The sequence below is a fragment of the Shinella sp. genome, from assembly GCF_035998705.1.
Taxonomy (GTDB): Bacteria; Pseudomonadota; Alphaproteobacteria; order Rhizobiales; family Rhizobiaceae; genus Shinella.
On the sequence record NZ_DASYHH010000012.1, the window covers coordinates 153,970 to 179,299 of the forward strand.

General features: G+C 63.8%; 20 protein-coding genes. 10 read left to right on the forward strand and 10 right to left on the reverse strand.

All coding sequences use genetic code 11. The annotated features are described in order from the left end of the window. Positions 1 to 5 precede the first annotated feature (5 nt). From VGN93_RS10540 to VGN93_RS10555, 4 genes are read left to right on the forward strand one after another with little or no spacing between them, the layout of a single operon-like run. Positions 6 to 2,117, forward strand: coding sequence for an ABC transporter permease (locus VGN93_RS10540; protein ID WP_327507469.1), 2,112 nt, complete (start codon positions 6 to 8; stop codon positions 2,115 to 2,117). Next, positions 2,117 to 3,214 (forward strand): strictosidine synthase, encoded by a 1,098-nt coding sequence (locus VGN93_RS10545; protein ID WP_327507470.1) that lies wholly within the window; start codon positions 2,117 to 2,119, stop codon positions 3,212 to 3,214. The genes VGN93_RS10540 and VGN93_RS10545 overlap by 1 nt, the downstream gene beginning before the upstream one ends. Beyond that, complete coding sequence (locus tag VGN93_RS10550) at positions 3,211 to 4,707, forward strand: sugar ABC transporter ATP-binding protein (protein ID WP_327507471.1); 1,497 nt, start codon at positions 3,211 to 3,213, stop codon at positions 4,705 to 4,707. Before VGN93_RS10545 ends, VGN93_RS10550 begins: the two co-directional genes overlap by 4 nt. After that, a complete protein-coding gene (locus tag VGN93_RS10555; RefSeq protein WP_327507472.1) occupies positions 4,707 to 5,591 on the forward strand; it encodes a hydroxymethylglutaryl-CoA lyase in 885 nt (294 codons plus the stop codon). The genes VGN93_RS10550 and VGN93_RS10555 overlap by 1 nt, the downstream gene beginning before the upstream one ends. 193 nt (positions 5,592 to 5,784) lie before the next feature. On the opposite strand, the gene VGN93_RS10560 is transcribed toward VGN93_RS10555, so the two are convergent. The 5 genes from VGN93_RS10560 to VGN93_RS10580 form a co-directional block, all read right to left on the reverse strand. Then, on the reverse strand, positions 5,785 to 7,167 hold the full coding sequence (locus tag VGN93_RS10560; RefSeq protein WP_327507473.1) for an FAD-dependent oxidoreductase: 1,383 nt from the start codon (positions 7,165 to 7,167) through the stop codon (positions 5,785 to 5,787). Between the two features lie 40 nt (positions 7,168 to 7,207). After that, on the reverse strand, positions 7,208 to 8,461 hold the full coding sequence (locus tag VGN93_RS10565; protein ID WP_327507474.1) for a hypothetical protein: 1,254 nt from the start codon (positions 8,459 to 8,461) through the stop codon (positions 7,208 to 7,210). A 70-nt stretch (positions 8,462 to 8,531) separates the two neighbouring features. Continuing rightward, on the reverse strand, positions 8,532 to 9,542 hold the full coding sequence (locus tag VGN93_RS10570; RefSeq protein ID WP_327507475.1) for a sugar ABC transporter substrate-binding protein: 1,011 nt from the start codon (positions 9,540 to 9,542) through the stop codon (positions 8,532 to 8,534). A 170-nt stretch (positions 9,543 to 9,712) separates the two neighbouring features. Then, positions 9,713 to 10,759, reverse strand: coding sequence for an ABC transporter permease (locus VGN93_RS10575; protein ID WP_327507476.1), 1,047 nt, complete (start codon positions 10,757 to 10,759; stop codon positions 9,713 to 9,715). Between the two features lie 42 nt (positions 10,760 to 10,801). After that, positions 10,802 to 12,325 (reverse strand): sugar ABC transporter ATP-binding protein, encoded by a 1,524-nt coding sequence (locus tag VGN93_RS10580; protein WP_327507477.1) that lies wholly within the window; start codon positions 12,323 to 12,325, stop codon positions 10,802 to 10,804. Positions 12,326 to 12,814: 489 nt separating this feature from the next. On the opposite strand from VGN93_RS10580, the gene VGN93_RS10585 reads away from it, so the two are divergent. From VGN93_RS10585 to VGN93_RS10610, 6 genes are read left to right on the forward strand one after another with little or no spacing between them, the layout of a single operon-like run. Then, positions 12,815 to 13,603 carry a FadR/GntR family transcriptional regulator gene (locus VGN93_RS10585; protein ID WP_319316711.1) on the forward strand — a complete coding sequence of 263 codons (789 nt, stop codon included), beginning with the start codon at positions 12,815 to 12,817 and terminating at the stop codon, positions 13,601 to 13,603. A gap of 13 nt (positions 13,604 to 13,616) precedes the next feature. Beyond that, a complete protein-coding gene (gene denD, locus VGN93_RS10590) occupies positions 13,617 to 14,609 on the forward strand; it encodes a D-erythronate dehydrogenase (protein ID WP_327507478.1) in 993 nt (330 codons plus the stop codon). Position 14,610: 1 nt separating this feature from the next. Continuing rightward, positions 14,611 to 15,861, forward strand: coding sequence for a 3-oxo-tetronate kinase (gene otnK / locus VGN93_RS10595; RefSeq protein WP_327507479.1), 1,251 nt, complete (start codon positions 14,611 to 14,613; stop codon positions 15,859 to 15,861). Then, the gene (locus tag VGN93_RS10600) at positions 15,858 to 16,490 is read left to right on the forward strand and encodes an aldolase (protein ID WP_327507480.1); all 633 of its coding nucleotides are present in this window, start codon (positions 15,858 to 15,860) and stop codon (positions 16,488 to 16,490) included. Before otnK ends, VGN93_RS10600 begins: the two co-directional genes overlap by 4 nt. Positions 16,491 to 16,493: 3 nt before the next feature. Further along, positions 16,494 to 17,270: a hydroxypyruvate isomerase family protein gene (locus tag VGN93_RS10605; RefSeq protein WP_327507481.1), complete on the forward strand. Its 777-nt coding sequence runs from the start codon at positions 16,494 to 16,496 to the stop codon at positions 17,268 to 17,270. A gap of 17 nt (positions 17,271 to 17,287) precedes the next feature. After that, complete coding sequence (locus VGN93_RS10610; RefSeq protein WP_327507482.1) at positions 17,288 to 17,719, forward strand: GlcG/HbpS family heme-binding protein; 432 nt, start codon at positions 17,288 to 17,290, stop codon at positions 17,717 to 17,719. Positions 17,720 to 17,807: 88 nt separating this feature from the next. Here the strand turns inward: VGN93_RS10610 and VGN93_RS10615 are convergent, their stop codons facing one another. The 5 genes from VGN93_RS10615 to VGN93_RS10635 form a co-directional block, all read right to left on the reverse strand. Further along, entirely contained in the window at positions 17,808 to 19,238 is a 1,431-nt protein-coding gene (locus VGN93_RS10615) for an aldehyde dehydrogenase family protein (RefSeq protein WP_327507483.1), read from the reverse strand. A gap of 43 nt (positions 19,239 to 19,281) precedes the next feature. Beyond that, positions 19,282 to 20,241 carry an ornithine cyclodeaminase gene (locus tag VGN93_RS10620; RefSeq protein WP_327507484.1) on the reverse strand — a complete coding sequence of 320 codons (960 nt, stop codon included), beginning with the start codon at positions 20,239 to 20,241 and terminating at the stop codon, positions 19,282 to 19,284. After that, the gene (locus VGN93_RS10625) at positions 20,232 to 21,740 is read right to left on the reverse strand and encodes an FAD-dependent oxidoreductase (RefSeq protein ID WP_327507485.1); all 1,509 of its coding nucleotides are present in this window, start codon (positions 21,738 to 21,740) and stop codon (positions 20,232 to 20,234) included. The genes VGN93_RS10620 and VGN93_RS10625 overlap by 10 nt, the downstream gene beginning before the upstream one ends. Positions 21,741 to 21,763: 23 nt before the next feature. Continuing rightward, positions 21,764 to 23,827: an NADH:flavin oxidoreductase gene (locus VGN93_RS10630; RefSeq protein ID WP_327507486.1), complete on the reverse strand. Its 2,064-nt coding sequence runs from the start codon at positions 23,825 to 23,827 to the stop codon at positions 21,764 to 21,766. 72 nt (positions 23,828 to 23,899) lie between these two features. Then, entirely contained in the window at positions 23,900 to 25,300 is a 1,401-nt protein-coding gene (locus VGN93_RS10635; protein WP_327507487.1) for an aminotransferase, read from the reverse strand. Between the last annotated feature and the right edge of the window lie 30 nt (positions 25,301 to 25,330).

The window sequence follows — 25,330 nt, forward strand, 5'->3', positions numbered from 1 at the left end:
CGGCCATGACGAACAGCAACGCGCTGACCCGCCTGCGCTACAGGTATTTCTCCGGCCGTCTGGTCGGAGAAGTCCTGTCGAAGAGCTGGATCGACAGCGCAATACCCGTCGCCGCCCTCCTGGTGGTGACGATCATCATGGCGTCGATCATCCCGGGCCTCTTCAATGCCGCCTATGTGTCCGACCTTTCGCGCCAGCTTGCCGAGTTCGGCCTGATCGCGCTCGCGCTGACCATCGTGATCATGTCCGGGGGCATCGACCTTTCGGTGGGCTCCATGTTTGCGCTCTGCGTGCTTGCGGCGCTCGTCGGCATGAATGTGCTCGGCCTGCCGTTTCCCGCAGCGCTTGCCATGACGCTTGCGACGGGGCTCGCCTGCGGGCTCCTGAACGGCATCCTGATCGGCTATCTCCGGCTGCGCGCCTTTATCACCACGCTGGTGACGCTCGTCATCTTCCGCGCGATCTACGACATCATCTTCCCGCGGCTCGCCAGCGCCATCGTCGGGAGCATGCCGGAATCGCCTGCCTGGGATTATCTCGGCTTCGGCGACCTCTATGGCGTCGCGGTCTCCTTTCTCATCTTTGCCGTCATCGCCGTCGCCATCCACATCACGCTGTCGCGGCTCAGGCCCGGCTGGCGGCTGAGGGCCGTCGGCGGTGCGCGCAAATCCGCCTACAATGCCGGCATAGACGTCAAGCTCACCGTCTGCATGGCCTATGCCTCGTCCGGCATCCTGACGGCGATTGCCGCCTTTCTCTTTGCCGCACGCCTCGGCAGCACCGGCGCGGATACCGGCATCGGCCTCGAAATCCAGGTGCTGACCGCCGTGGTGCTCGGCGGTGTGTCGCTCGGCGGCGGGCGGGGTTCTGTCGGCAACGCCATCATCGGCGCCATCCTCGTGCTGATCCTCACCAACGGCCTGATCCGGCTCTCGACACCCGGATCTGTCAACCAGCTCCTGCTCGGCCTGATCCTCATCCTCGCCGTGCTCTTCGATGCCAAGTGGGTCAAGAACCGTGGCAAGATCCTGAGCAAGGTCTATGTGTCGCCGACCTATCTCGAATTGCCGAAGCGCCAGGCATCCGAAAACGATCCGTTCGCGCTCAACGACCGGCTTGGTGCCGTCGAGACCATCGGCATCGGCGACGTCGAGGGGCCGGAAGACGTGGTGCTCGACCGTAACGACAATCTCTACACGGGCACCCGGCACGGCACGATCGTCCGCTTCCTCGCGCCCGACTACAAGAAGAGTGAGGTCTTCGCCCGCATCGGCGGCCATCCGCTCGGCCTCGCCTTCGCCGAAAACGGCGATCTCCTGACCTGCGTCGGCGGCATGGGCGTCTACAAGGTCTCGCCGGCCGGCGCGGTCTCGCGCGTCACCGATGAGACCAACCGGAGCTGGCTCTCGGTCATCGACGATTCCCGCCTTCGTCTCCCCGACGACCTCGACGTGGCGCCGGACGGGCGCATCTTCTTCAGCGAGGCGACGATCCGCTATGAAATGGCGGACTGGGTGGTGGACGCGCTGGAGGGCCGCGGCAACGGCCGCCTGATCTGCCACGACCCGGCCACCGGCAAGACGAAAACGCTGCTGCGCGGCCTGATTTTCCCGAACGGCATCACCATCTGCCGCGACGGGCAATCACTACTCTTCGCCGAGACCTGGGCCTGCCGCATCTCCCGCTACTGGTTCGACGGCCCGAACAAGGGCAGGCGCGAGGTGCTGATCGCCAATCTTCCCGGCTATCCCGACAACATCAACCGGGGCTCGGACGGCACCTTCTGGGTGGCACTCCTCGGCCTGAGGACACCCACCTTCGACCTTGCCATGAAGAAACCCAGCTTCCGCCGTCGCATGGCCCGTCGCATTGCCGCCGACGAGTGGCTGTTCCCCAACGTCAACCGCGGCTGCGTCGTGCAGGTTTCGGAAAGCGGCGACATCCTCGACGTGCTCTGGGACCTGGCCGGCGAAAACCATCCGTCGATAACCTCGACCTGCGAGCACAAGGGCTACCTCTATCTCGGCGGCGTCTCCAACAACCGTATCGGTCGCATACCGTTGCCGGATGCCGATCAGGAATGGACGGCCCGCAAGGACTACTGGGGGAAGGACTAATGGGCATGTTCTCCCGCATTTCCGCTCTGTTCGGCCGAAGCGACGAGGATGCCCTGAGCGTCCCGCCGATGGACGGCGCCCTCAAGCCCAACACCCTGCTGGATACGGCGGAGCGTGTGCTGGACCTGCCTTATATCGACAATCTCGTCGCATCCGCAGACGGCGGGCTCCATTGCTCCAGCGGCAACCGCCTCTTCCGCATCGACCTGCAAGCCTCGACCGCCAAGCTCGTGCGCGAATTCGACGGCCGGATCAGCATGCTCACCACCCGGCCGGGCAGCGGTCTTGCCATAGCCTGCGAGGGTGCGGGACTCACCATCGTTGACGAGACCGGCGCCATCCGTTCGATCGACCTGCCGAAGGACCATGCCGCCTGCGTCACCGCCGGCCTCTTCGAAGACGACGACACCCTGCTGCTCGCCATCGGCTCTCGCCAGCACGCCATGGCAGACTGGAAGCGCGATCTGATGAGCCACGGCGCCACCGGGATGGTTATCCGCCACACCATCTCGACCGGGCGGACCGACACCCTCGAAAGCGGCCTTGCCTTCCCCTACGGGCTGGCGCGGCTGCCCGATGGCACGATCGCCGTAACCGAAAGCTGGCGCCATCGTATCGTCACGGTAAAGCCCGGCAATCCCCGCCCCTCTCCCGTGCTGCAGGATCTGCCGGCCTATCCCGCCCGCCTCGCGCCGGCTTCCGGCGGCGGTTACTGGCTGGCGCTCTTCGCGCCGCGGCGGCAATTGACCGAACTCGTGCTGCGTGAGGACGACTACCGCATGGAGATGATGGCGACGATCCAGCCCGAGGCCTGGATCGGGCCTGATTTTGCCGATGGTGGCAATGCGGAGCAGCCGCTGCAATCCGGTTCCGTTCGGCAGATGGGGATCATGAAGCCCTGGGCGCCCTCGCGCTCCTACGGCATGGTGGTCCGTCTCGACGCAGCGTTGCAGCCCGTGGCGAGCTACCATTCACGCGCCGACGGTAAGGTGCACGGCATCGCCTCCGTCGCCGAGGTTGGAGGCTCGCTCTACGCCGCTTCGCGCGGCGCGGGCATGCTCGTCCGCCTCGATCCGACATCGGGGACAACGCCATGACCGATATCGTCGAATTCAGGAACGCCACCAAGGAATTCCGCAGCGTCGCCGCCTTCAGGAATGTGAACTTCACCCTGCGCAAGGGCGAGGTGCATGCGCTTCTCGGCGAAAACGGCGCGGGCAAGTCGACCCTCACCAAGGTCCTGGCCGGACTCTATCCGCTGACCGCCGGCGACATGCTGGTCGAAGGAAAACCGTGCAGCTTCACGTCCCCCGGCGATGCCCTGTCGCACGGCGTCGCGATGGTCTTCCAGGAGACCAACCTCATCCCCTCGATGACCGTCGCGCAGAACCTTTTCCTCGGCGAGGAGAATTTCTTCAACCGGCTGCGCGGCATCAACATCAAGGCGCAACAGCAGTTGCAGCGGCTGAGCTTCCATGTGGAGCCGACCGCGCTCGTCTCCTCGCTGGGCGCGGCCAAGAAGCAGATGGTCGAGATCGCCCGCGCCGTCCAGCACAACGCCCGCATCTTCATCTTCGACGAGCCGACGGCAACGCTGACGCCGGAGGAAAAGCAGCATTTCTTCACGCTGGTCGAGCGGCTGAAGGCCGACGGCGGTTCGATCATCTTCATCAGCCATGCGCTGGAAGAGGCGCTGGCGATCGCCGACCGCATCAGCATCCTGCGCGACGGCGAACTCGTCGTGACCGACGATAAGGTGAATTTCACCCGCGACAGCATCATTCAGGCAATGGTCGGCCGCCAGCTGAAGGACGAGCTCTACGGCAATCCGGCGAGACGCACCGGGCGTCCGGCCGGGCGCAAGGTGCTGGCGCTGGAAAACGTCTCCATGGGCAAGGCGGTGCGCAGCGCCACGCTCTCGATCTTTTCCGGCCAGATCACCGGCATGTTCGGGCTGGTCGGCGCGGGACGCACGGAAATGATGAAGATCGCGGCCGGCGTGCTGAAGCGCGACGTCTTCCACGGCGGCCGTATCAAGCTGAACGGCAAGGCGGTGCGCTTCAACGTCCCGCGCGGCGCCGTCAACAACCGCATCGCCTACATAACCGAGGATCGCAAGCTCGACGGGCTGTTCGACACGATGGGCATTGCCCAGAACATCTTCTACGGCAAGCTCGTGAGGCGCGCGAACCCGGCATCCATCGTAACCATGGCGCATGTCCGGCGCGATGCGGCGGAATGGATGGCGAAGCTCAGCATCCGCACCATCCGGGAAAACGCCAAGGTCGTCGAACTTTCGGGCGGCAATCAGCAGAAGGTGGTCATCGCCAAGAGCCTGATCCAGGCGCCGGAGCTGATCATCTTCGACGAGCCGACGCGCGGCGTCGATGTCGGCGCCATCGCCGAGATCCATGACATCATCCAGAAACTCGCGGATTCCGGCGCCGCGGTCGTCGTCATCTCCTCCTACCTGCCCGAAATCCTCGCGATCTCGGACCGCATCCTCGTCGCAAGGCAAGGCCGCATCGTCGAGGAACTGGCCATCGACGAGGCGACGGAGGAGAAGATCATGTACGCGGCGGTGCATTGATGCCCGCCGGCCGGGAGATAACCATCGTCGAGGTCGGCCCCCGCGACGGCCTGCAGAACGAGAACGGCGTGATCTCCACGCACGACAAGGTGGAACTCATCCGTCTGCTTGCGGGAGCGGGCCTCGCCCGTATCGAGGCGACCGCCTTCGTCTCTCCTAAATGGGTGCCGCAGATGGCCGACCACGATGCCGTCATGCGGCATGCGGTCCGCCGTGACGGGTTGCGGCTGTCCGCTCTCGTTCCGAACGAGAAGGGAGCGCTCGCCGCAATCGCCGCCGGCGCGCAGGAACTGGCCGTCTTCGCCAGCGCGTCCGAGACATTCGCGATGAAGAACACCAACTGCACGATCGCCGAAAGCATCGAACGTTTCGCCCCCGTGCTGGCACTGGCCAGGGACAATGGCCTGCCGGTTCGCGGCTACGTCTCCTGCGCCGTGGACTGCCCCTATGAAGGCGCGATTGCACCGGCGGCCGTGGCATCGGTCTCGGAGCGGCTTGCAAACATCGGCTGTGCGGAGATCGCCGTCGCCGACACGATCGGCCGCGCCGCGCCGGAGCGTGTAGACGACATGCTGCGGGCCGTTCTCGATATCATGCCCGTCGAGCGGCTGGCCTGCCATTTTCACGATACGTCCAGCATGGCGCTCGCCAATGTCGATGTCGCGCTCGACCACGGCATCCGGGTCTTCGACAGCGCTGCAGGCGGCCTGGGTGGGTGCCCCTATGCGCCCGGTGCCGCGGGCAATCTTGCGACCGGTCGGCTTGCGAGACATCTTTCCAGCCTGGACTATCAACATCGCATCGATCTTTGCCTACTCGACCACGCCGAACAGTTTGCAAGGAAATTGAGCGCCCACGCTAAACGATCTCCGAAATTCGTTTGACTGCTCTTGATGGGAAGCGAACCGTCGGCGTGGGCTTTCAGTTCGTCACGCGCTAGAGTATGTCTGGTTCAGTCTGAACCAGACATACTCTAAGAGTCGGACTCTAAGACAGCAAAACGGGCTCAGAAGATGAGGATCGCCCTGGACGGTTCCTCCGCCGCAATGGTCGCCTTACGGATCTGGTTTTCCTTCCTCAACTCGCCTGCTTCAACACATTCGGAACGGCTTCTCCGGGCGTGCCGAGCCAGACGCCGAGGTCGCGCAGGCGGGCTTGAACATCGGCTGCCGGAACCTGCGAGGTCGGCACGCCGCGCTTGGCGGCGAACGCCGCAGCGATTGCAACGGCCTCACCCGTCATGGTGCAGGCCGGGACGTTTCGGGTCGAACCGAACGCAATCTCGTCGACGGAAATGCAGCGCCCGGCAAGCAGGATGTTGTCGATCCCGAGCGGCACGAGGCAGCGATAGGGAATGCCGTAGCCCACGCCGACATGGTCCATGATGGCGCGGCTGCCACCGGGCTCATGCACATCGACCGGCGAATTGCACAGGCCGATCGCGTCGTCGAAGCGACCGTTGCCGCGCACGTCGGCCTCCGTCAGCACATAGTTCCCCGTGATCCGCCGCGTCTCCCGGACGCCGAGCTTGGGCGCCACTTCAAGGAAAATCGCATCCTCGAAACCCCTGACGTAGCGTTGCAGGAAGTCGAAGGCGCAATAGGCCTGCTTGCGGATCTCGATCTCGGCACGGCTGAGATCACGGTCATCAAGGCCATTGCCCTGGAAACGGGTGACGTTGACGCTGATCTCGCCGGGGATCAGGCCGGTCTTCATCGTGATGTGGTCCTTGGGGATGATCCAGTCGAACCCTTCGGCAACCTTGTCCTTGATGCGCTGCTGGAAGCCCGTCAGCAGGACGGCCATGGCGTAGTCTCCGTTGCGGTTGCCCGCCTCCTTCGGATAGACGACCTCCCACATGTCGGCGCGATTGGCCTCGCAATCGGCAATCAGGGCCGGGACATTGACGTTCAGCACGCGGAAATAGGAGGTGATCGGCTGGGTCAGCCCGTCGCCCTTGCGACCGAGCATGAAGTCCGCCCCGGCAAGTTCCGCGACGTCACCGTCTCCCGACGCATCGATAAAGGCCTTCGCGAGCACCAGGCTCTCGCCGGATTTGGTGCGGATCATCAGCCCGTGAACCGCGCCCTCCTTCATCACCGTCTGCACGACATTGGCACGCAGCAGCACCTCCACGCCGGACTCCTCGACCATTTCGATGATGACGCGCTGCATCACCTCCGCATCGAAGGTGCCGGTGTACTTGCCCCAGTAGGATTCGCGCACCCGCCCGTCGGCCCCGCGATAGCCCACGCAACGGTCCAGCATCTCCTCGAAGATTTTCGAGTTGATGAGGCCTGTCGGCTTGGTGAGCCGGCCGCCGGTGATGAGGCCGCCGAGAAAGCCGGTGCCCTCGAGGAGCAGCACCTTCGCCCCCTCGCGGGCGGCCCGGATGGCGGCAACGATGCCGGAGGAGCCAGCACCGGTGACCACCACGTCATAAGAGCCGAACAGGTTCATCAGTCATTCCTTTCGAGAAAGCGTCGGCCGGCCTCAGCCATCAGCCGGTATATTCCATGATGTAGAGACCGGCATTGTAGTCGGTCACGTAGACGAGGCCGGCCTTGTCGACGAAGATGTCGCAGGACTGGATGATCGGCTTCTTGCCGGGGCGCTTGTCCATGAGGCCTGCCGGCGGCGGCGGCACCAGCGCGCCCACCTCCTTCGGCTGGTAGGCATTGGATATATCGTAGACGCGCACGCCGGCATTCTGCCAGGTCGAAAAGATCAGTGACGAACTCTGGAAGCTGCCCGGCCGGTTCTCGTGGATGTTGTGCGGCCCGTAATGGGCGCCCTTGTGCGTATAGTCCTGATCCGACGGCGGCGGCATGGTGGCGATCGGAACGGGATTGGCGGGATTCTTGATGTCGAAGATCCAGATGTTCTTGAGCCCGTCCTCGAAATCGTCGAGCACCGCTTCGTCGAGAACCACGAGCAAGTCGCGTCCGGCAATCGGCAGGCAATTGTGCGTGCCGCCCTGGAAGGGTGGCGACCAGTTGATATGGCGGATCAGCGATGGCCTGGCGCGGTCGGCGACATCCATCACCACGAGACCGGCATCCCGCCAGGCACCCCAGGCAATATCTCCGTCGACGATGGCGTGGTGCAGGCCGAACTTGGCATTGGCTGGCCAAGCCGGTGTCTCGCCGGCGGCAAGGTTCATGCCGGGCAGCGCATAGCGGCCCGCTTCCCGGGGATTGGCCGGGTCGGACATGTCCACGGTCATGAAGATAAAGTCGGTGTAGCCATCGAGCAGCGCCGAGACATAGGCCCATTTTCCGCCCGTCCACCAGATCCGGTGAATGCCGCCGGAAACGGGCATGAAACCGATACGGCGCGGTTCGCCCGGCCTGGTCGCAATGTCATAGACTGCAAGACCGGCATCCCAGTTCCTTGCCGTTTTCGGCGCAGCCGTTCCGAGCGCCGTGCCGGCTGCGGCCTTGTAGTAAGACGCCTCGTCCGCGAAGGCAGCGTCTGCGAAGACGTCCTTGCCGTGGATAACGAGCAGGAGACCGTCGGCGACCTGGAGGTGCACGTTCCAGGTGTTCGGCGGTGCCTGAACATAGCCGGCCGCCTTGGGATTGGCGGGATCGCGCACATCGACGATGGAAAACCCCTGGCTGAACAAATGTCCCACATAGGCATACCCGCCTTCCACCATTACCTGGATGCCGTCGCGCAGCCCCCCCTGGTCGGAATGGCCGACGAGCCGCATGTTGCGGGCATGGTCGGGCTTCATAATCTCTGTCGTCATGCGTCAATCCGTTCATTTTACTCAAGCGTTCGGCGGGGCGCGTCTCAGCGCGCCCCGCCTTACCTGGAGGTCAGCCTTTGACCATGTTGCCCCAGTTTTCCTCGCTGTCGACATTCTCCTTCCAGATCATTACCGGCTGGATCAGCGTGTCCTTGTTGACCGGCTTGCCGCTGAAATGGTTCTCCATCTCCTGAACGATGGAGGTTCCCATGGAGAACGGATTCTGGCCGACGTCGGCCGTCTGCGTTCCCTCGCGGATGCGCTGAAGGCCGAGCGGCGTGCCGTCGAAGCCGATCACCGGCACATGACCTTCTTCGCCGTTGAGCTTCAACCGGTCGATCTGGCGCAGACCCGAGACCACGCCACGGATCATCTCGTCATTGTGGGCCCAGATGGCAGCGACGTTCGGATCACGCGTGAAGGAATCAACCGTCAGCGTCTGGGCATTGTCCGCGGTCCATTCGGCCTTCAGGGTTTCGATCGTGATATCCGGATATTTCGCTTCCATCTGCTCGTGGAAACCCTGATAGCGCTTTTCCGACTGGCCGGAGCCGATCGCGCCGCGCACTTCCAGCACACGCCCCTTGCCACCCGTCAGCTTTGCGACGGCATCGGCAGCAGCCCGCCCGCCGGCAACGTCATCGAAGGTGTTGTAGGCGACCCATTCGCCTTCCGGCGGGAGGTTTTCGAGCATGAAGAGCGGGATCTTGGCCTCGTTGGCCTTGCGGACGCCGCCCTGCAACAGCTTGGCATCGACCGGGTTAAGCAGGATGATGTCCGGCTGCTTGGAGAGCACGTCCAGCATTTGCGTCGTCTGGGTTGAAGCATCGCCCTTGCCGTCATAGACGGAGATGGTCATGCCCTTCTCTGCCGCCAGTTTCTTCACGTGATCGACGAGCGTGACCTGGTATTCATACTGAAGGCCGAAGGCGATGTAGGCGAGGTTCTTGCCCTTCAGCGCGCTGTCTTCGGCCTGAGCGACCCCCGGCAGTGCGACGGCACCCGTCATCATGAGGGCAGCGCCTGCTGCAAGCTGCAAAAGTGTACGACGTGTCGTCGGCATTCTGGTCTTCGTGTCCATGCTGTTTCCTCCCAATTGGACCCGTGGCCACCCTCATCGGGTGGTATTGCCATTCCCGCCTCACCGTTCTTCCGGGCAAAGCGATCCCGTTCACCCCCAAAGGGGACGCATATCTCTTCCAGATCATGTGTTTGTTTGACTGGCGCGACGCGGACGTCACGCCGGGTATTTCAAGCTTTCCGGGATTTCGCCACCTTGGTGGCGATCACCTTCTTGCGCATGCCCGACTCCAGGTAGCTGCGGCGATAGACATCGAGCGCGGCCGCCGCAGCAATCACCAGGCCGGAGACGACCGAGTCCCAGTTCGGCGGCACGTTGAGCAGGTTGACCGAATTCTGGACCAGCCCAAGCAGCAGCACCCCCAAGAGCATGCTTCCGATATTGCCCTCCCCCCCGAACAGGCTGACGCCACCGATGACCACCGCCGCGATGACCGCAAGTTCAAGACCCTGCGCTGCCGTGGCCGCCCCGGCCTCGAAGCGCGCCGTGATCAGGAGGCCGGCAATTGCCGACATCAGGCCGGAGATCATGAAGGCGATGATGATGACGCGCTCGGTGTTGATGCCGGCAAGCCGCGCAGCCAGCGGATTTCCGCCGGTCGCATAGACGGACCGTCCAAAAGACGTGCGCGACAGCACGACCTGCGCAATCACGGCCAGGGCGAGCGTGAGCACAATCACCGCGGGGATGCCGAACAGGCGCGCAGCCTGAAGATCGACGAAGAACTGGGGGACCGGCGCAATATTGGTGCCGCCGGAATAGATGTAGGCCATGCCGCGTCCGATCGTCATCGTGGCAAGGGTCGCGATCAGTGCCGGAATGCGCAGTTTGGTGACGGCGAGGCCATTCACCAGGCCGACCCCGAGACCTACCAGCAGCGCGACCAGGACGCCGATTTCCGGCGAAAAGCCCTGGAACTGCACCAGCCCCACGGAGAGAACGGAGGAGAGCACCAGAACCGACGCGACGGAGAGGTCGATGCCGGCGACCAGGATGACGAAGGTCTGGCCGATCGCCACGACCGCGATGATCGTCGCCGATTGCAGCACATTCTCGATGTTGCGCATCGTTGCGAAGACCGGGCTGAGGACGCTCATAATGCTGCCGCCGAGCAGAATGATCGCAAGAAGGCCGACGCTCTGCATCAAATCGATGAACGATATGCGTCCGCGAAGTCCGGATAGCTTGCCGGAATCCAAGGGGGCGACATCGCTCATCGGTGTGTTCTCCAGTGCCATTTTCAATCTCTCTCCCCGACGTCAGCCCGTCGTCGCATAACTCATGATGGTCTCGCTGGTGGCCTGCGACCGGCTGAGCGACGCTGATATCCGCCCCGCCCGCATCACCAGAACGCGATCCGACAACGACAATATTTCCGGCAGTTCCGAGCTGATCAGCAGGATGGCCATGCCACTTTCGGCGAGCCGGACGATCAGGTCGCTGATTTCCGATTTGGCGCCGACGTCGATGCCTTTGGTCGGCTCGTCGAGGATCAGCACCTTGGGTTGCCGCGCCAGCCACCGGCCGAGCACGACTTTCTGCTGGTTGCCGCCCGACAGCGTGGACACCCGCACTTTCGACGAGGGCGCCTTGACGGCGAGGCTGCGCATTTCGCGGTCCGCAATCTCGTCTTCAAGCGCATTCGACAGAAAACCGAACCGCGAGACCCGGTCGAAGAGGCTCAGCGTCATGTTGCTACGCACGCTCATCAGGCCAACCAGGGCCTGCCGGCGCCGGTCTTCCGGGACGAGGCCGATGCCGGCATCGATCGCGGCCTTCGGGTCGTTCGGCTTCACCCGCCGCCCCGCAATTTCCACGGTCCCTGTATTATAGGGATCGATCCCGAAAACGCAGGCGGCTGTCTCGCTTCGCCCTGCCCCGACGAGCCCCGCCATGCCGACGATTTCACCCGCACGCACATCGAACGAAATGTCGTCGAGCACCCCATCGCGCGACAGGTTGCTGACCCGCATGACCACCTCGCCGATCGGCCGCAGCTTGTGCTGCGTTTCACGCACTTCCCGGCCGACCATCATGCGGATGACCTTGTCGTGGTCGAGCTCGGCAATCGGCTTCGTCCCCACCAGCCGACCGTCTCTGAGTACCGTCACGCGATCGGCGATGGCGAAGACCTCCTCGAGCCAATGCGAGACGAAGACGATGCCGAGGCCATTGGCCTTCAGGTCCTCGACGACACGAAAGAGGCGGTCGATCTCCGGCGGCGACAGCGATGTCGTCGGCTCGTCCATGACGAGGATTTTCGAATCCTCCGAAATGGCGCGAGCAATCTCGACGAGTTGCTGATCGGCGGGCGAAAGCCGGCCGGCCGGCGTTGATATGTTGAGATGCGGCGCCACACGGGCGACCGCCGCACGCGCCCTCTCTTTCTGCCGCTGCATCGAAAGCCAGCCATAACGCCCCGGCCAGCGCCCGAGCATGATGTTCTCGGCGACCGACATGGCGGGCACGAGATGCGCATCCTGGTGGATCGTCGCCACACCGATCCGGTGCGCCGCCGCAGGATCGGCTTGCAAGGGTACGCCGTCGACGGTGATGTCGCCACGGTCCGGCGTGTAGAAACCCGCCATCAGCTTGATGAGCGTCGATTTTCCGGCACCATTCTCGCCGAGAAGGGCCGTAACCTCGCCGGCACGGACGTCAAAATCGACATTGTCGAGGGCAAGCACGCCCGGGAAGGATTTGGTGACGCCGCGCGCCAGCAAAATCTCGCGTCGTGCGTCGATCGGCAGCTGAGCTGCAACGGCTGCCTCCACGCCGCTCATGACAGAGACCCCCTCGCCTGACGGCGGCGGCACATCGTCCAAACCATTTCAATCCTCCTCCGTCAGGGCACGCATTCCTCCGGCGCGCCTTGCGAAACTGCGGCTTCGCTGCTGACGAAAGGCACGCTAGATGTGGCGCCTCAACTTGTCAACTGGTCGAGGCAGCGGACCAGTTGATTTTTCTGCGCCCCGACCCCGCTCCAGTCAGCCGGGTCTTTAGACCCGATCACCCAGGCAGCAAAAAAGAAAAACCGCCGGGAATGAATGGAGGCCTGGCGCCAACACGCATCGACCCTTGCTTAATCAATTGAATTTAATGACAAATCCCCGAGAAGCAGGGGAAAATCGGAGTGCGGATCAAAATGGCACCCTCATTGCGTCACGCAGCCACCACACCACCCCCGCCCCAAATTTTTTATCGCCGGGGAGGTGACAGTCGGTAGCGAATGGTTTAACTGGACTATACATCAGTCCAGTCTTGGTGAACCAATGTCGAGCCTTCCCTTATCGCCCCTGCACGAGACAATCCACAAACAGACCGCCAAGGACATGATCCGGGACAAGATCATTTCCATGATTGCCTCCGGAATTCTGCAACTGGGCGACGAGCTTCCGAGCGAACGAGAGCTTTCCACGATGCTGGCCGTCAGCCGGGAAACCGTTCGCGGCGCGATCCAGCTGCTTGCCGGCGAGGGCGTCGTCCAGGTCTCGCAAGGCGCGCGAACCCGTGTCGCCCGCATCGACGTAACGGTTCGAACGCAGCGCATCGGCGTGACCAACCCCACCTCCATCAACGGCTACAGCCTGGAGGCCGTTCACGCGGCGCGGCTTCTCGTCGAGACCGCGGTGGCCGCCGATGCCGCACGCAATCTCAGCGCGGACGATATTCGTCGCCTCGAAGACTCGATTGCCGCCCAGGAACAGGCTTTTGACGATCCGATCCGCTTCCTGATCTGCGACCGCGAGTTTCACCTGACGATCTACTATGCGTCCACGAACCGGCTGCTCGCCGATTTCGTGGTCGACCTCTACACCTACATGCTCGACCATCGCCGCATCGCGATGGGCCAGCCGGGTGCGATCGAGAAAAGCCTGGAAGACCACCGCTTCATCGTGAGGGCGCTGAAGATGCGCAACCCTGAAGCCGTGGCGGCAGCGTTTTCCGAACACATCCTGCGCATTCACGACACATCGCGCGCCGTCGACGAGGGCGGTCTCGCGCACGCCGGCAAGAAAGCCGCGGAGGCGGTGCCATTCGACGCCGCCGGCAGAAAGTAAGGAGTCGGCTCATATGAACATTCTGATACTTGGCGCGGCCGGCATGATCGGGCGCAAGTTGGTGCGCGCACTCTTGCAGGCCGGCAACGTGGCCGGCAGGCCGATACGCCGCCTGACCCTTGCCGATATCGCAGCGCCCGAAAAACCCGACTTCGACGGAGAGGTCGAAACCATTGCGATCGATCTCTCGCGCGAAGATGCCGCCGCCGCGCTCATCGCCTCCCGTCCGGATATCATATTCCATCTGGCCGCCATCGTATCGGGCGAGGCCGAGGCCGACTTCGAGAAAGGCTACAGCGTCAATCTCGGCGGCACCTATTCGCTGTTTGAAGCCATACGCCGTGCCGGCCTGGAACGTCCCTACACACCACGCGTGGTGTTCACCTCTTCGATCGTGGTTTTTGGCGAGCCTCTGCCGCCGGTGATCAGCGACACCCATTGCCTCACCCCGCTCACGAGCTACGGCACGCAGAAGGCGATCGGCGAGCTTCTTCTGGCGGACTATTCCCGAAAGGGCTTCTTCGACGGCATCGGAATTCGCCTGCCGACCATCTCGATCCGGCCGGGCAAGCCCAACAAGGCCGCCTCGGGCTTTTTCTCATCCATTCTGCGGGAGCCGCTGATCGGCCAGGAGGCCATCCTGCCCGTCAGCGAGACTGTGCGCCACTGGTTCGCCAGCCCGCGCGCTGCCACCGGTTTCCTGCTGCATGCCGCCGAACTCGACACCGGGTCGCTCGGCCAGTTGCGCACCATCACGATGCCGGGCCTTTGCGCGACGGTCGGCGACCAGATCGAGGCGCTTCGCCGTGTGGCAGGCGATGCGGCGACAAAGCTCATCCATCGTCAACCGGATGAGACGATTGCCGGCATCATCGCCGGCTGGCCGCAGGGCTTTGATGCAAAACGGGCCGAAGCCCTCGGTTTCCGCGGCGAAACGTCCTTTGAAGAGATCATCCGCGTCCATATAGAGGATGAACTGGAAAACCAGGTTCGGGAGCACGCCTGACATGCTGCTTGGCGCCATTGCAGACGATTTCACCGGTGCAAGCGACCTGGCAAACACGCTGGCAAAGGGCGGCATGTCGACCGTCCAGTTTTCAGGCATCGGTCACACCGTGCCGGATTGCGAAGCCGGCGTCGTCGCCCTCAAGACGCGCTCCATTCCCGCAGCCGATGCCGTTTCGCAATCCCTTGCCGCGGCGCACTGGCTTCTGGACCAGGGCTGCGAACAGATCATCTTCAAATATTGCTCGACATTCGATTCCACGCCGAAAGGCAATATCGGCCCGGTCGCAGAAGCCCTGCTCGACCTGTTGGGCGCCGAGACGGCGGTTGTCTGTCCGGCCTTTCCGGGCGCGGGCCGGCGCATTTTCATGGGACATCTCTTCGTCGGGGATCGCCTGCTGTCCGAAACGGGCATGCGGCATCATCCCCTGACGCCGATGACCGATCCCGACATCCGCCGCTGGCTGTCCCTCCAGACCGCCGGCAATGTCGGCGGCGTCACTCTCGACACCGTTCGCGCCGGCGTCGATGCCATGTGGGCCGCATTTGCAACCGAGGCGCAGGCAGGCCGCCGGCTGGTCGTCACCGACGCCGTTGCCGATGAAGACCTCATGACGATCGGCGCCGCGATTGCCGACCACAAGCTGATCACGGGCGGATCCGGCATCGCGCAGGGCCTGCCGCGGAACTTTCGCGCCAAGGGCAAGCTTTCCGAAATGCCTGCGGAATTGCCGGCCGTCGCCGGGCCGGGCATCGTTCTGTGCGGATCATGTTCGACAGCCTCGCAGCAGCAGGTTGCCTTCTACGCGACGAACCACCCCTCATTCGCCATGGATCCTTCGGCTCTCATGCGCGGCGAGATAACGCTCAACAATGTCGCAGGCTGGATTCGGGACCAGGGAACGCAAACACCGATCGTCTATTCGACCGCCGCCGAAGACACGGTTGCCGATGCGCAGGCGCGGTTCGGCCGCGCGGCCGTCGCGGCGAAGATCGAAGACTTCTTCGCCACCCTCGCCCGCCACCTCGCCGATACGGGAACACGACGCATCGTCGTCGGTGGGGGAGAGACATCCGGCGCCGTTGTCGAAGCGCTCGAACTGTCCAGCATGCAGGTCGGGCCCGAGATCGACCCGGGCGTCCCGGTGCTCGTCGGCGCGCGCAACGGTCCGCTGGGACTGGCGCTGAAAAGCGGAAACTTCGGCGCAGCGGACTTCTTCGAGAAGGCACTCAAGCAGGTAGGGCAGCGATGAACGAAGCAATCGTGCGCGCGGCTATCGTCAAATGGGGAAAATCGCTGTTCGACCGCGGGCTGACGGCCGGCTCGTCCGGCAACATGTCCGCACGCATCGAGAATGGTTTCATCGCGACACCGACGAATTCCTGCCTCGGATTTCTCGAGCCCGACCGTCTGTCGAAGCTCGATGCAAACGGCAACCACATTTCGGGCGACCAGCCGACAAAGGAACTGCCATTGCATTTCGCCTTCTACGAAGGCCGCACATGCGGCGCCGTGGTGCATTTGCACTCGACCTATGCCACGGCGCTCTCCTGCCTGTCGGACACGGATCCGCAAGACGCCCTTCCGCAGATCACGCCCTATGTCGTGATGCGCGTGGGCCGGGTTCCGGTCGTGCCCTATACGCGGCCGGGTTCTGCGGAGGTCAAACCGCTCATCGCAAGGATCGTCGCCGACCATAGCGCCGCCCTCCTCGAAAACCATGGGCCGATCGTCTCCGGCGCCACACTCGACGCCACGGTGTTTGCCATCGAGGAACTGGAAGAGGCGGCAAGGCTCGCAATCCTCACCCGCGGCCTGCCGGTCAGGCACTTGTCGAAGGCAGCCATCGACGATCTCAACGCCACCTTCAAGCTACGGTGACTCATGCCGAAATTTTCCGCCAATCTCGGGTTCCTCTGGCCCGATCGCCCCTTGCTCGACCGTATCGATGCCGCCGCCAGGGCCGGGTTTCGTGCAGTGGAACTGCATTGGCCCTATGACGTGCCGGCCGGCCATGTGAAGGAACGCTGCGCCAATCACGGCCTTGAGCTGCTGGGCATCAATACACCACTCGGCAATGTCGAAAATGGTGATTTCGGACTGGGCGCCCTGCCCGGCCGTGAAGCGGATTTCAAGGATACGTTTCGGCAATCCCTCGCGTGGGGCGAAATCGCCGGTGCCTCCGCCATCCATGTCATGGCTGGTGTCGTTGCGCCCGATCAAAAGCGGGAAGGCCGCAGGACGCTTGTCGAAAACCTGCGGAAAGCCGCGGCCATGGCGCCCGCAATGACACTTCTGCTGGAAGGCCTCAACCACCGCGACAAGCCCGGCTACTTCTATTCCACGATCGGCGAGAAAGCGGACATCATCGCCGAGGTCGGCGCGCCGAATGTGAAGATCATGTTCGACATCTACCATGTCGGCGTTTCCGAAGGAGATATTTTCCGGAAGCTCGAAACCTACTTCCCGCTGATCGGCCATGTCCAGATCGCCGCCGTGCCGAGCCGCGCGGAGCCCGACGAAGGAGAGGTTCACTATGCCCATGCGTTCGATGAACTCGACCGCCTCGGCTACGGTGGCTGGGTCGGCTGCGAGTACAAACCGCGCGGCGGCACGGATGATGGGCTGGCCTGGACGAAAACGCTGAACGTCACGCTTTGAAGAGGGAGGAGAACCACATGCTTGCCACGAAAACCGTGCTGACACTCGCGGCGGCCAAGAGGATCGCTGCGGCCTGCGAGGCGGAAGCCAGAAGGCTGGAGCTGAGGCTCGTCATCGCGGTCGTCGACGACGGCGGCCATCTCGTGCTGCTTCAGCGCGACGACGACGCCCAGATCGGCAGTGTCGAGATCGCCACGTTGAAGGCCCGGACTGCGGTGCTGTTTCGTCGCCAGACCAGGGATTTCCAGGACGTCGTCGAAGGAGAAGGCCGCCTGGCGCTGCTTTGCATTCCGAACGGCATCCCCCTCGACGGCGGCGTTCTCCTCAAGGCCGGCGACGAGATCATCGGCGCGATCGGCATCTCGGGCGCAAGCGACGAGGCCGACGGCGACATCGGCCGCGTCGGTGCGGCACTCCTTAAAACCCTTGACCCGGTGATGTCAGGTTAAATTTGCCGCGAGCATGAGGACAGATCGCCCATGCTTAACGCTTCAAACCGCAATCACGCGATACCTGAGGCCGACTCTTAAAAGCAGATCAACCGCTGATCGCCTTTACCTCCAGGAAGTCTTCGAGCCCCCACTTGCCGCCTTCGCGGCCATTGCCGGACTGCTTGAAGCCACCGAAAGGGCTGCCGGGAGCACGGCTCTTGCCGTTGATCTGGATCATGCCGGCACGGATGCGGCGCGCCACGCGCTGGGCCTTTTCCGGACTGCCCGTCTGGATGTAGCCGGACAGGCCGTAGGGCGTGTCATTGGCGATGCCGACCGCTTCGTCCTCGGTGTCGAAGGGGATCATCACCAGCACGGGTCCGAAAATTTCCTCCTGGGCGATGGTCATGGCGTTATGGACACCGGCAAACACCGTCGGACGGACAAAATACCCGCGGTCGAAACCGTCGGGCCGGCCGGGGCCGCCGGCAACGAGGGTCGCACCCTCGGCAATGCCGGTTTCGATCAGCTGCTGGACCTTGTTGAACTGCACGTCCGAAACCAGCGGGCCGATATGGTCGCCATCCTTGGCCGGATCGCCGACGACATAGCCGGCGGCAATGCCGGCGGCGAACTTGACCGCCTGGTCATACACCGGGCGTTCCACCAGCATGCGCGTGGGCGCATTGCAGGATTGCCCGGTGTTCTGGAAGCAATGGGCAAGGCCGCGGCCGATCGCGTCCTCGAGATCGGCGTCGGCAAAGACGATGTTGGGAGACTTGCCGCCGAGTTCCAGCGAGACCCGCTTGACGTTTCCGGCTGCCGAACGCGAGACGGCCATGCCGGCGCGCGTCGAGCCGGTAAACGACATCATGTCGACGTCTGGATGGCTTGAGAGCGCGTCTCCGACGATATGTCCCTCGCCGTTCACCAGATTGAAAACGCCGGCGGGCAGGCCCGCTTCATCGACGATTTCCGCAAAAAGCATGGCCGACATCGGTGCAATCTCGGAGGGCTTCAAGATGACGGTGCAGCCGGTCGCGATCGCCGGGATCACCTTCAGGGCGATCTGGTTCATCGGCCAGTTCCACGGCGTGATCAGCCCGCAGACGCCGATCGGTTCATGAACGATCTTTTCCTGCGGGTTGGCCGCGTCGAGCGCATGTTCGAAGGTGAAGGTCCGCAGCGTGTTCAGGAACGCTTCCATATGGTAAAGGCCGGCGGCGGCCTGCGCATCCCGGGCAAGGCGGATCGGGGCGCCCATTTCCTTCGAAATGGCGTCCGCCATCTCTTCCATCCGCGACCAGTAGACCGCAACGATCTTCTCGATCATAGACAGGCGCTCGTCCTTCGGCGACCGGCTCCAGCTCTCGAACGCCTTGCGGGCGGCAGCGACCGCCTTGTCGATATCGCCGGAGGCGCCGGCAGAGATCGTCGCATAGGCCTCTTCCGTCGCCGGGTTGATGACCGCGAGCGGCTTTGCCGCCAGCGGCGCGACCCATGTGCCGTCGATATAGAACTCTGTCTTCATGATCATGGTCGGTATCCTTCAAGTCTAGACACGGTCTGATCGACCGGCATCAATGGTCCGTTTCCAGCTGCAGTCTTCGCAGCAGTTCCTGTGCAGTGAACAGGTCGAGATGGGCGCCGCCCGCATTCTTGAACAGCGTGATCTCGCCGGCGGACGTTCGGCCCGGCCGGGAGCCGCTGCACAATTCGAACAGATCGGCCTGAATATCCACCCAGGACATAAGGCCCTTTTCGACCGGCTGGAGAAAATCGCCGCAATCGCGGCAAAGATCGCGCGTATCGGCGAAGAGGGTGGCACGGCGAATGACGTCGTCGTCGGCTTCGCGCATGTCAGGCCGCCAGCCGCCGATGAGGTCGACATGGCACCCTTCTTTCAGCAAGGCGCCCCGAATGAGGGGCTCAGTCGCCATCGTCGCGCTTGAAACGATATCAGCCAACGGCAGGACTGTTTCCAGACGTTCCACGGCGTCTATCTCGACGCCGTCTATGTGCATGTCCGCCGCCACGCGCCGGGCATTTTCGGCCGTGCGGTTCCAGATCGAGACGGTGCGCACGGACGGCCGCACGCTGACGATCGCTTCGATGATGTGGGGAACCAGCGCGCCCGCGCCCAGCACGAGCAGCGTTTCGGCATCGGGCCTCGCCAGAAGATCGACGCCGAGCGCGGAATCAGCCGCCGTCTTGCGCAGCGTGAGCGCGGTGCCATCGGCAACCAGTGCCGGCGCGCCGGTCACACCGTCAAAGGCGATGTAGAGGCCCTGGTTGGCGGGTAGTGACGGCGTCGCACGCGGATTGTCGGGGAAAATGCTGACGAGCTTGACCCCCAGCATTTCGGCGCGGCTCCACGCCGGCAGCGTCATCAGCCCGCGACCGCCCTCGCGATTGCCGGGTTCGCTCATGAACAGTTCGCCGGCATCGGGCATCGCGCCGCGATGGGCTTCACGCAACGCCGCAACGAGCGCCGGGTAATCGAGAAGACGATGGACATCACGACCGTCGATCAGATGCATGGTTCCCCCACTCCGAAATCACGCGCGATCCGCGCCCGGTATTGCTGGACCTGCTGGCCGACCTGTGCGGGCGACCAGCCCATGATATCGCTGATGCCGTCTGCAACCGTTTCGGCGATATCCAGTCCCATGCCCTCCGACCAGCCGAAGGGCACGCGGCGAAACATCAGGTCGTCGAGATTGACGACATGCTCATGTTCTGCGGCAAAACGCAGATGCGCCAGCGGGACCGTTTCTCCGCCCGTGGAAATGGTGCGGCCCGATCCGGCATCCGGAAATTGCCGGGCGGCATGGGAAATCGGGCGTGCCCGATGGCTCGGCTGGATGCGGCCGGTCACCGCCTTCGCGATGCTCGCTCCGGCATTGCGGTGCGTCATCAGGAGCCCACCGGTATAGACGAAATAGCCGGGGGCACCCTGCCCTGCCATGTCGTGCAGCAGAACCGCCTCGCAACCGTCCGGCTGTCCCGCGCGCGCTGTCCTCGGCCGTACGCCGGCCCAGTTGTAGAGCACGTCCTTGCGGCTCAGCACCATGTCCGGGAACACCGAATTGAAATCCTCCAGAAGACACGCAATCGTGTCTTCGTCCGCCCGGAATCCGGCCGGCTCGGGTTCGTGCGGCTGGTCGCGAGGTCCGAAATAATGCAGGTCCCGCCACGGAATGACATAGAACGGATCGCCGTTCGCAAGAGAGGTTTCGATGGCAATGCCACGGAATTCCGGTGGCAGGCGGACCGCGACATTGGTTCCCTTCAGGCCCTGGTTGATCTTCGGCAAGGAGAGCCCGGATATCCCGGCAATGTCATCCACCCATGCGCCGGCGGCGTTGACCACCGTGCGGGCCTCGACGGCGTCCGTCGTCTGCGTCCGGTGGTCGAGGAGGTCCAGCCGCCAGTGCCCGTCCGGCAGCCTGCTGACCGATGTCACGCCGGTATAGTTGCGAACCGTCGCGCCGAGATCGCGTGCATTGAGGATGGTGTCGACGCAGATGCGCTCCGGCCAGTCGAACTGGTATTCCGTGAAGCGGATGACGCCGGATAGCGCTTGTCCGTCGCGCAGGTGCGCCAAGGCAGGTGTGGCGGCAATCTCGTCCGCCGACATCGCTTTGAAATCGAGCGGCACGCCGCCGGGGTCGAGTGCGGCAAGCAGCCCGAAACCGAGCCGCGCCTTCCAGAGCGGAACGCCCTCATGACGGTAGAGCGGCATGTAAAAGCGGATGGCCGTCGTTCGGCCGGGCGTCGCGGTCACGAAGCGGGAGCGGTCGCGCATGGCGCGCCGCGCCAGTTCGAGATGCTCGATGGCCGTGCGGGGATTGCGGAGAAAATTCCAGATCGAACGGCCAGGTGAAAAATAGGTGAGCCCGCAATGTTGCAGCCGGCTCGACCGGCTCGACGTTCCGCTTGCAAAATCCGAGCGTTCGAGAAGCACCGTGGAAAATCCCGCCGCAGCGAGATGGTTCGCGGCGCTCGCCCCGGTTATGCCGCCGCCGATGACGGCCACGTCGAAAAGGTCCTTCCCGGCCACTAGAGGACCACGCAAAGGCGCATCGCCTCGTAGATCGAGGCGTGAACGTTGCGGCTGGCGACCGCGTCGCCGATCCTGTGCAGTTCGAACGCGCCTGCCGCCCCGCCGCGGGGTTGCGCGGTACCGCCAATCAGTGCGTCGAGATCCGTCACGCCCTCGTTGCGCGACTGGTCCCGGAGATCGTTGAATACCTCGTCGAGCGGTGTCGTGCCGCGTTCGATGACGACCTGCGAGGCGACCATGTCGAGAAGGTCGCCGGTCAGTTCGTGACGGAAGGTGGCGGTCAGGGAATTGGCGCCGTTGCGGCTGACCTTGATCAGATGGTGATCCATGGTCGAGCGAATGCCGCGCTGCTGGAACTGCTTGCGGTAGACGGCGCGCGTCGAATACTCGACCTCCTGCGCCAGGCTGTCGTCGATCGTCACCAGATGCACGCTGCAACCCTGTTCGTTCAGGTGCAAGGTCGTGGATATGCCCTCGTGGCGGCCGGTGCCGTCATAGACGATGATGTCGCCCGAACGGTCGGTCGTGGTGCTCAGAATATCCCACACGGTCTGACAGTGTTCGGCGCCGTCGAGCCAATCCACATCCGGCAGGCCGCCCGTGGCGACGATGACGACGTCCGGGTTTTCGGCAATCACATCCTCGGCGCTCGCATAGGTGTCGCAACGCAGGTCGACGCCGAGACGCGCCAGTTCGGCGGTGCGCCAGTCGATGATGCCGATGAGATCGCGGCGCTGGCTCGCGCGGCAGGCCAATAGCAATTGCCCGCCCGGCTGGCTCCCCGCTTCGAACAGCACGACCTCATGTCCGCGTTCGGCACAGACGCGCGCGGCCTCCAGCCCCGCCGGCCCGCCGCCGACGACCACGACACGGCGCTTTTCGCTGGACGGTGAAATGACCTGCGGCAGCATCGTCTCCCGCCCGGAGGCCGGGTTGTGGATGCAGTTGACCTTCTTGTGCATGCAATAGGATGCGCCGACGCAGGGGCGGATCCGGTCCTCCTCGCCGCGCATGATCTTGTTGACGATCTGCGGATCGGCCATATGCGCCCGCGTCATCGCCACCATGTCGAGCAGGCCTTCGCGGATCGCATAGCGCGCGGTCGCGATATCGGTGATGCGGGCGGCGTGGAAAACCGGCAGCTTGGTGTGCCGGCGGAACTCGCCGACCTTCGACAGGAACGGCGCCAGCGGCTGGGACATGCCGGGCATGTTCTGCTCGGCCAGCGCGATGACGGTGTCCATCCGCCCGAAGATGCAGTTGAAGACGTCAACCAGCCCTTCGCGCTCGAAGATCGCGGCGATCTCCAGACAGTCCGCGAAGGAGAGGCCGTCCTCGCTCGCCTCGTCGATGATGAAGCGCATGCCGAGGATCATGTCGTCGCCAAGCCGGCGCCGGATTTCCTCATGCACCATCAGCCCGAAACGAACGCGGTTCTCGACGGACCCGCCGAAACGATCCGAGCGGAAGTTCGTGCGCGGAGAAAAGAACTGGCCGATGAGATGGCCGCCGGTCAGCGTTTCGACCCCGTCGAGCCCGCCCTCGCGGCAGCGCTCGGCGGCAGCGCCATAGGCTTTCACGATGCGCCGGATGTCGTGTTCGTCCATCTCGCGCGAAAATGCCCGGTGCTGCGTTTCGCGTGAACGGGAGGGTGCCAGCGCCGGAAGCCAGTTGAGCGTGGTGGCATCCGCGCGCCGGCCGAGATGCGAGATCTGGCACATCAGGGCCGCGCCATGCCCGTGGATGCGCTGCGAAAACTGCTGGAGGTGTGGAACAACCTCGTCGGTGGCGAGATTGAGCTGGCCGCCGCCGCCCCAGCTCGAATCCACGTCGACCATGGACGAGCCGCCGAACATGGTGAGCGCCAGCCCGCCCTTGGCCTTTTCCTCGTGGTAGCGCTGGTAACGCTCCATCGGCAGGCCGCCATCATCCATGAACGAGGCATGGCTGGTGCTCATGATGCGATTGCGCAGCGTGAACCCCTTGATCCGGAGCGGTTGCAGCAAGGGGTCCTTGTTGACGGGAGACGCTGCGGCGGAGGTCGACTGGATCGTAGCCATCGGGATATCCACAAAATGACGGGCGGCCATGCGAAGGCGATGCTCCGCATGGCGGATGCAATGCGGGATCGCCTACCAGCGCCCTTCCGCTTTCAGCTCATCCTGCACGCGCACGATGCTGTCGCGCAGAATGGTCATCATGTCGTCGATCTGCTCGCGGGTGATGATCAGCGCCGGCGAGAGCACGCACATGCTGCCGATCGGCCGGACGATGAGGCCGCCCTCGTAGCAATAGCGGTCGACGCGCAGTGCCACTTCCTTGTCGAAGTCCGTTGCCGCATCCGAATCCGGATCCGTCACGCATTCGACGCAGGCGACGAGGCCCATGCCGCGGGCGTCGCCGATCAACGGCAGTTCGCCGAGCTTGCGGATCTGCTCCTGGAAATAGGGTGCGATGTCGCGCACATGGGCGAGAAGGTTGTTGTCTTCGATGACATCGATATTGGCGAGCGCGGCCGCGCAGCTGACCGGGTGGCCGCTGTAGGTGTAGCCATTGGTGTAGTAGCTGCCCTTGGCGTTTTCGCCGCTGACACGCGCCAGCACGGCGTCGGAGATGACGAAGCCGCCAAGCGGTACGTAGCCGGAGGTGACGCCCTTGGCGAAGGTGATGATATCCGGGACGATGTCGAAAACCTCTTCGGAGGCGAACCAGTGGCCGCAGCGGCCAAAGCCGGTGACGACCTCATCCGAGATGTAGAGAATGTCGTGCTTGCGGCAGATCTCGAGAATGCGGCGATGATAGCCCTTCGGCGGGATGAGGATGCCGCCCGACGCCAGCAGCGGCTCGGCCAGGAAGGCGCCGACATTGTCGGCCCCGAGCGTTGCGATCCGCTCCTCGAACTCGGCAACGAGGAAATCGAGGAAGGCCTCCTCGCTCATGCCGCGCGGACGGCGGAAGACGTTGGGTGCCGAAATGAAGGAGACGTTGTCCAGCTCCAGATCGAAATTCGGCCGGTTACCCGCCCGGCCCGAGCAGGCGGCCGTCAGATGCGTGCTGCCGTGATAGCCGTCGATGCGGCAGATGATCGCCTTCTTGGACGGGCGACCGAGCACGTTGTTGTAGAACTGCATGAAGCGCAGGGCGGAATCGACGGCGGACGACCCGCCGGTGGTGAAGAACACGTGGTCGAGATCGCCCGGTGCGAACGAGGCGATCCGGCGCGCCAGTTCCGAGGCCGGACCGCTGATCGAATACCACGGGGAATTGTAGCAGATGCGCAGCGCCTGGGCGGAGATCGCGTCGGCAATCGGCTGGCTGTTGTAGCCGACCTGCGTGCACCACATGCCGCCGGGGCCATCGATGAGCGTGCGGCCCTGACTGTCGTGGATGTAGATGCCGTTGGCGGAGGTGAAAAGCGGGCGGCCCCCGGAGGTGCCCAGCTTGGACATTTCCTCGGCGGGGCTGATCAGATGGCGGTGCGCCGCATCTTCCAGTTCGGCGACGTTCCACTGCGATCCGGTTTCGGCATACATCGTGTTTTCCTACTCGATAGTGTCTGGCCG

What these genes read in the sequence shown, in the direction of transcription:
- VGN93_RS10560 (WP_327507473.1), bottom strand. Translation starts at nt 7,167, where the DNA reads ATGAACCTGTTCGGCTCTTATGACGTGGTGGTCACCGGTGCTGGCTCC.
- VGN93_RS10580 (WP_327507477.1), bottom strand. Translation starts at nt 12,325, where the DNA reads ATGAGCGGCGTGGAGGCAGCCGTTGCAGCTCAGCTGCCGATCGACGCA.
- VGN93_RS10615 (WP_327507483.1), bottom strand. Translation starts at nt 19,238, where the DNA reads ATGATCATGAAGACAGAGTTCTATATCGACGGCACATGGGTCGCGCCG.
- VGN93_RS10565 (WP_327507474.1), bottom strand. Translation starts at nt 8,461, where the DNA reads ATGACGACAGAGATTATGAAGCCCGACCATGCCCGCAACATGCGGCTC.
- VGN93_RS10575 (WP_327507476.1), bottom strand. Translation starts at nt 10,759, where the DNA reads ATGAGCGATGTCGCCCCCTTGGATTCCGGCAAGCTATCCGGACTTCGC.
- VGN93_RS10540 (WP_327507469.1), top strand. Translation starts at nt 6, where the DNA reads ATGACGAACAGCAACGCGCTGACCCGCCTGCGCTACAGGTATTTCTCC.
- VGN93_RS10600 (WP_327507480.1), top strand. Translation starts at nt 15,858, where the DNA reads ATGAACGAAGCAATCGTGCGCGCGGCTATCGTCAAATGGGGAAAATCG.
- VGN93_RS10635 (WP_327507487.1), bottom strand. Translation starts at nt 25,300, where the DNA reads ATGTATGCCGAAACCGGATCGCAGTGGAACGTCGCCGAACTGGAAGAT.
- VGN93_RS10620 (WP_327507484.1), bottom strand. Translation starts at nt 20,241, where the DNA reads ATGCATCTGATCGACGGTCGTGATGTCCATCGTCTTCTCGATTACCCG.
- VGN93_RS10630 (WP_327507486.1), bottom strand. Translation starts at nt 23,827, where the DNA reads ATGGCTACGATCCAGTCGACCTCCGCCGCAGCGTCTCCCGTCAACAAG.
- VGN93_RS10610 (WP_327507482.1), top strand. Translation starts at nt 17,288, where the DNA reads ATGCTTGCCACGAAAACCGTGCTGACACTCGCGGCGGCCAAGAGGATC.
- otnK (WP_327507479.1), top strand. Translation starts at nt 14,611, where the DNA reads ATGCTGCTTGGCGCCATTGCAGACGATTTCACCGGTGCAAGCGACCTG.
- VGN93_RS10585 (WP_319316711.1), top strand. Translation starts at nt 12,815, where the DNA reads ATGTCGAGCCTTCCCTTATCGCCCCTGCACGAGACAATCCACAAACAG.
- VGN93_RS10570 (WP_327507475.1), bottom strand. Translation starts at nt 9,542, where the DNA reads ATGGACACGAAGACCAGAATGCCGACGACACGTCGTACACTTTTGCAG.
- VGN93_RS10550 (WP_327507471.1), top strand. Translation starts at nt 3,211, where the DNA reads ATGACCGATATCGTCGAATTCAGGAACGCCACCAAGGAATTCCGCAGC.
- VGN93_RS10605 (WP_327507481.1), top strand. Translation starts at nt 16,494, where the DNA reads ATGCCGAAATTTTCCGCCAATCTCGGGTTCCTCTGGCCCGATCGCCCC.
- denD (WP_327507478.1), top strand. Translation starts at nt 13,617, where the DNA reads ATGAACATTCTGATACTTGGCGCGGCCGGCATGATCGGGCGCAAGTTG.
- VGN93_RS10555 (WP_327507472.1), top strand. Translation starts at nt 4,707, where the DNA reads ATGCCCGCCGGCCGGGAGATAACCATCGTCGAGGTCGGCCCCCGCGAC.
- VGN93_RS10545 (WP_327507470.1), top strand. Translation starts at nt 2,117, where the DNA reads ATGGGCATGTTCTCCCGCATTTCCGCTCTGTTCGGCCGAAGCGACGAG.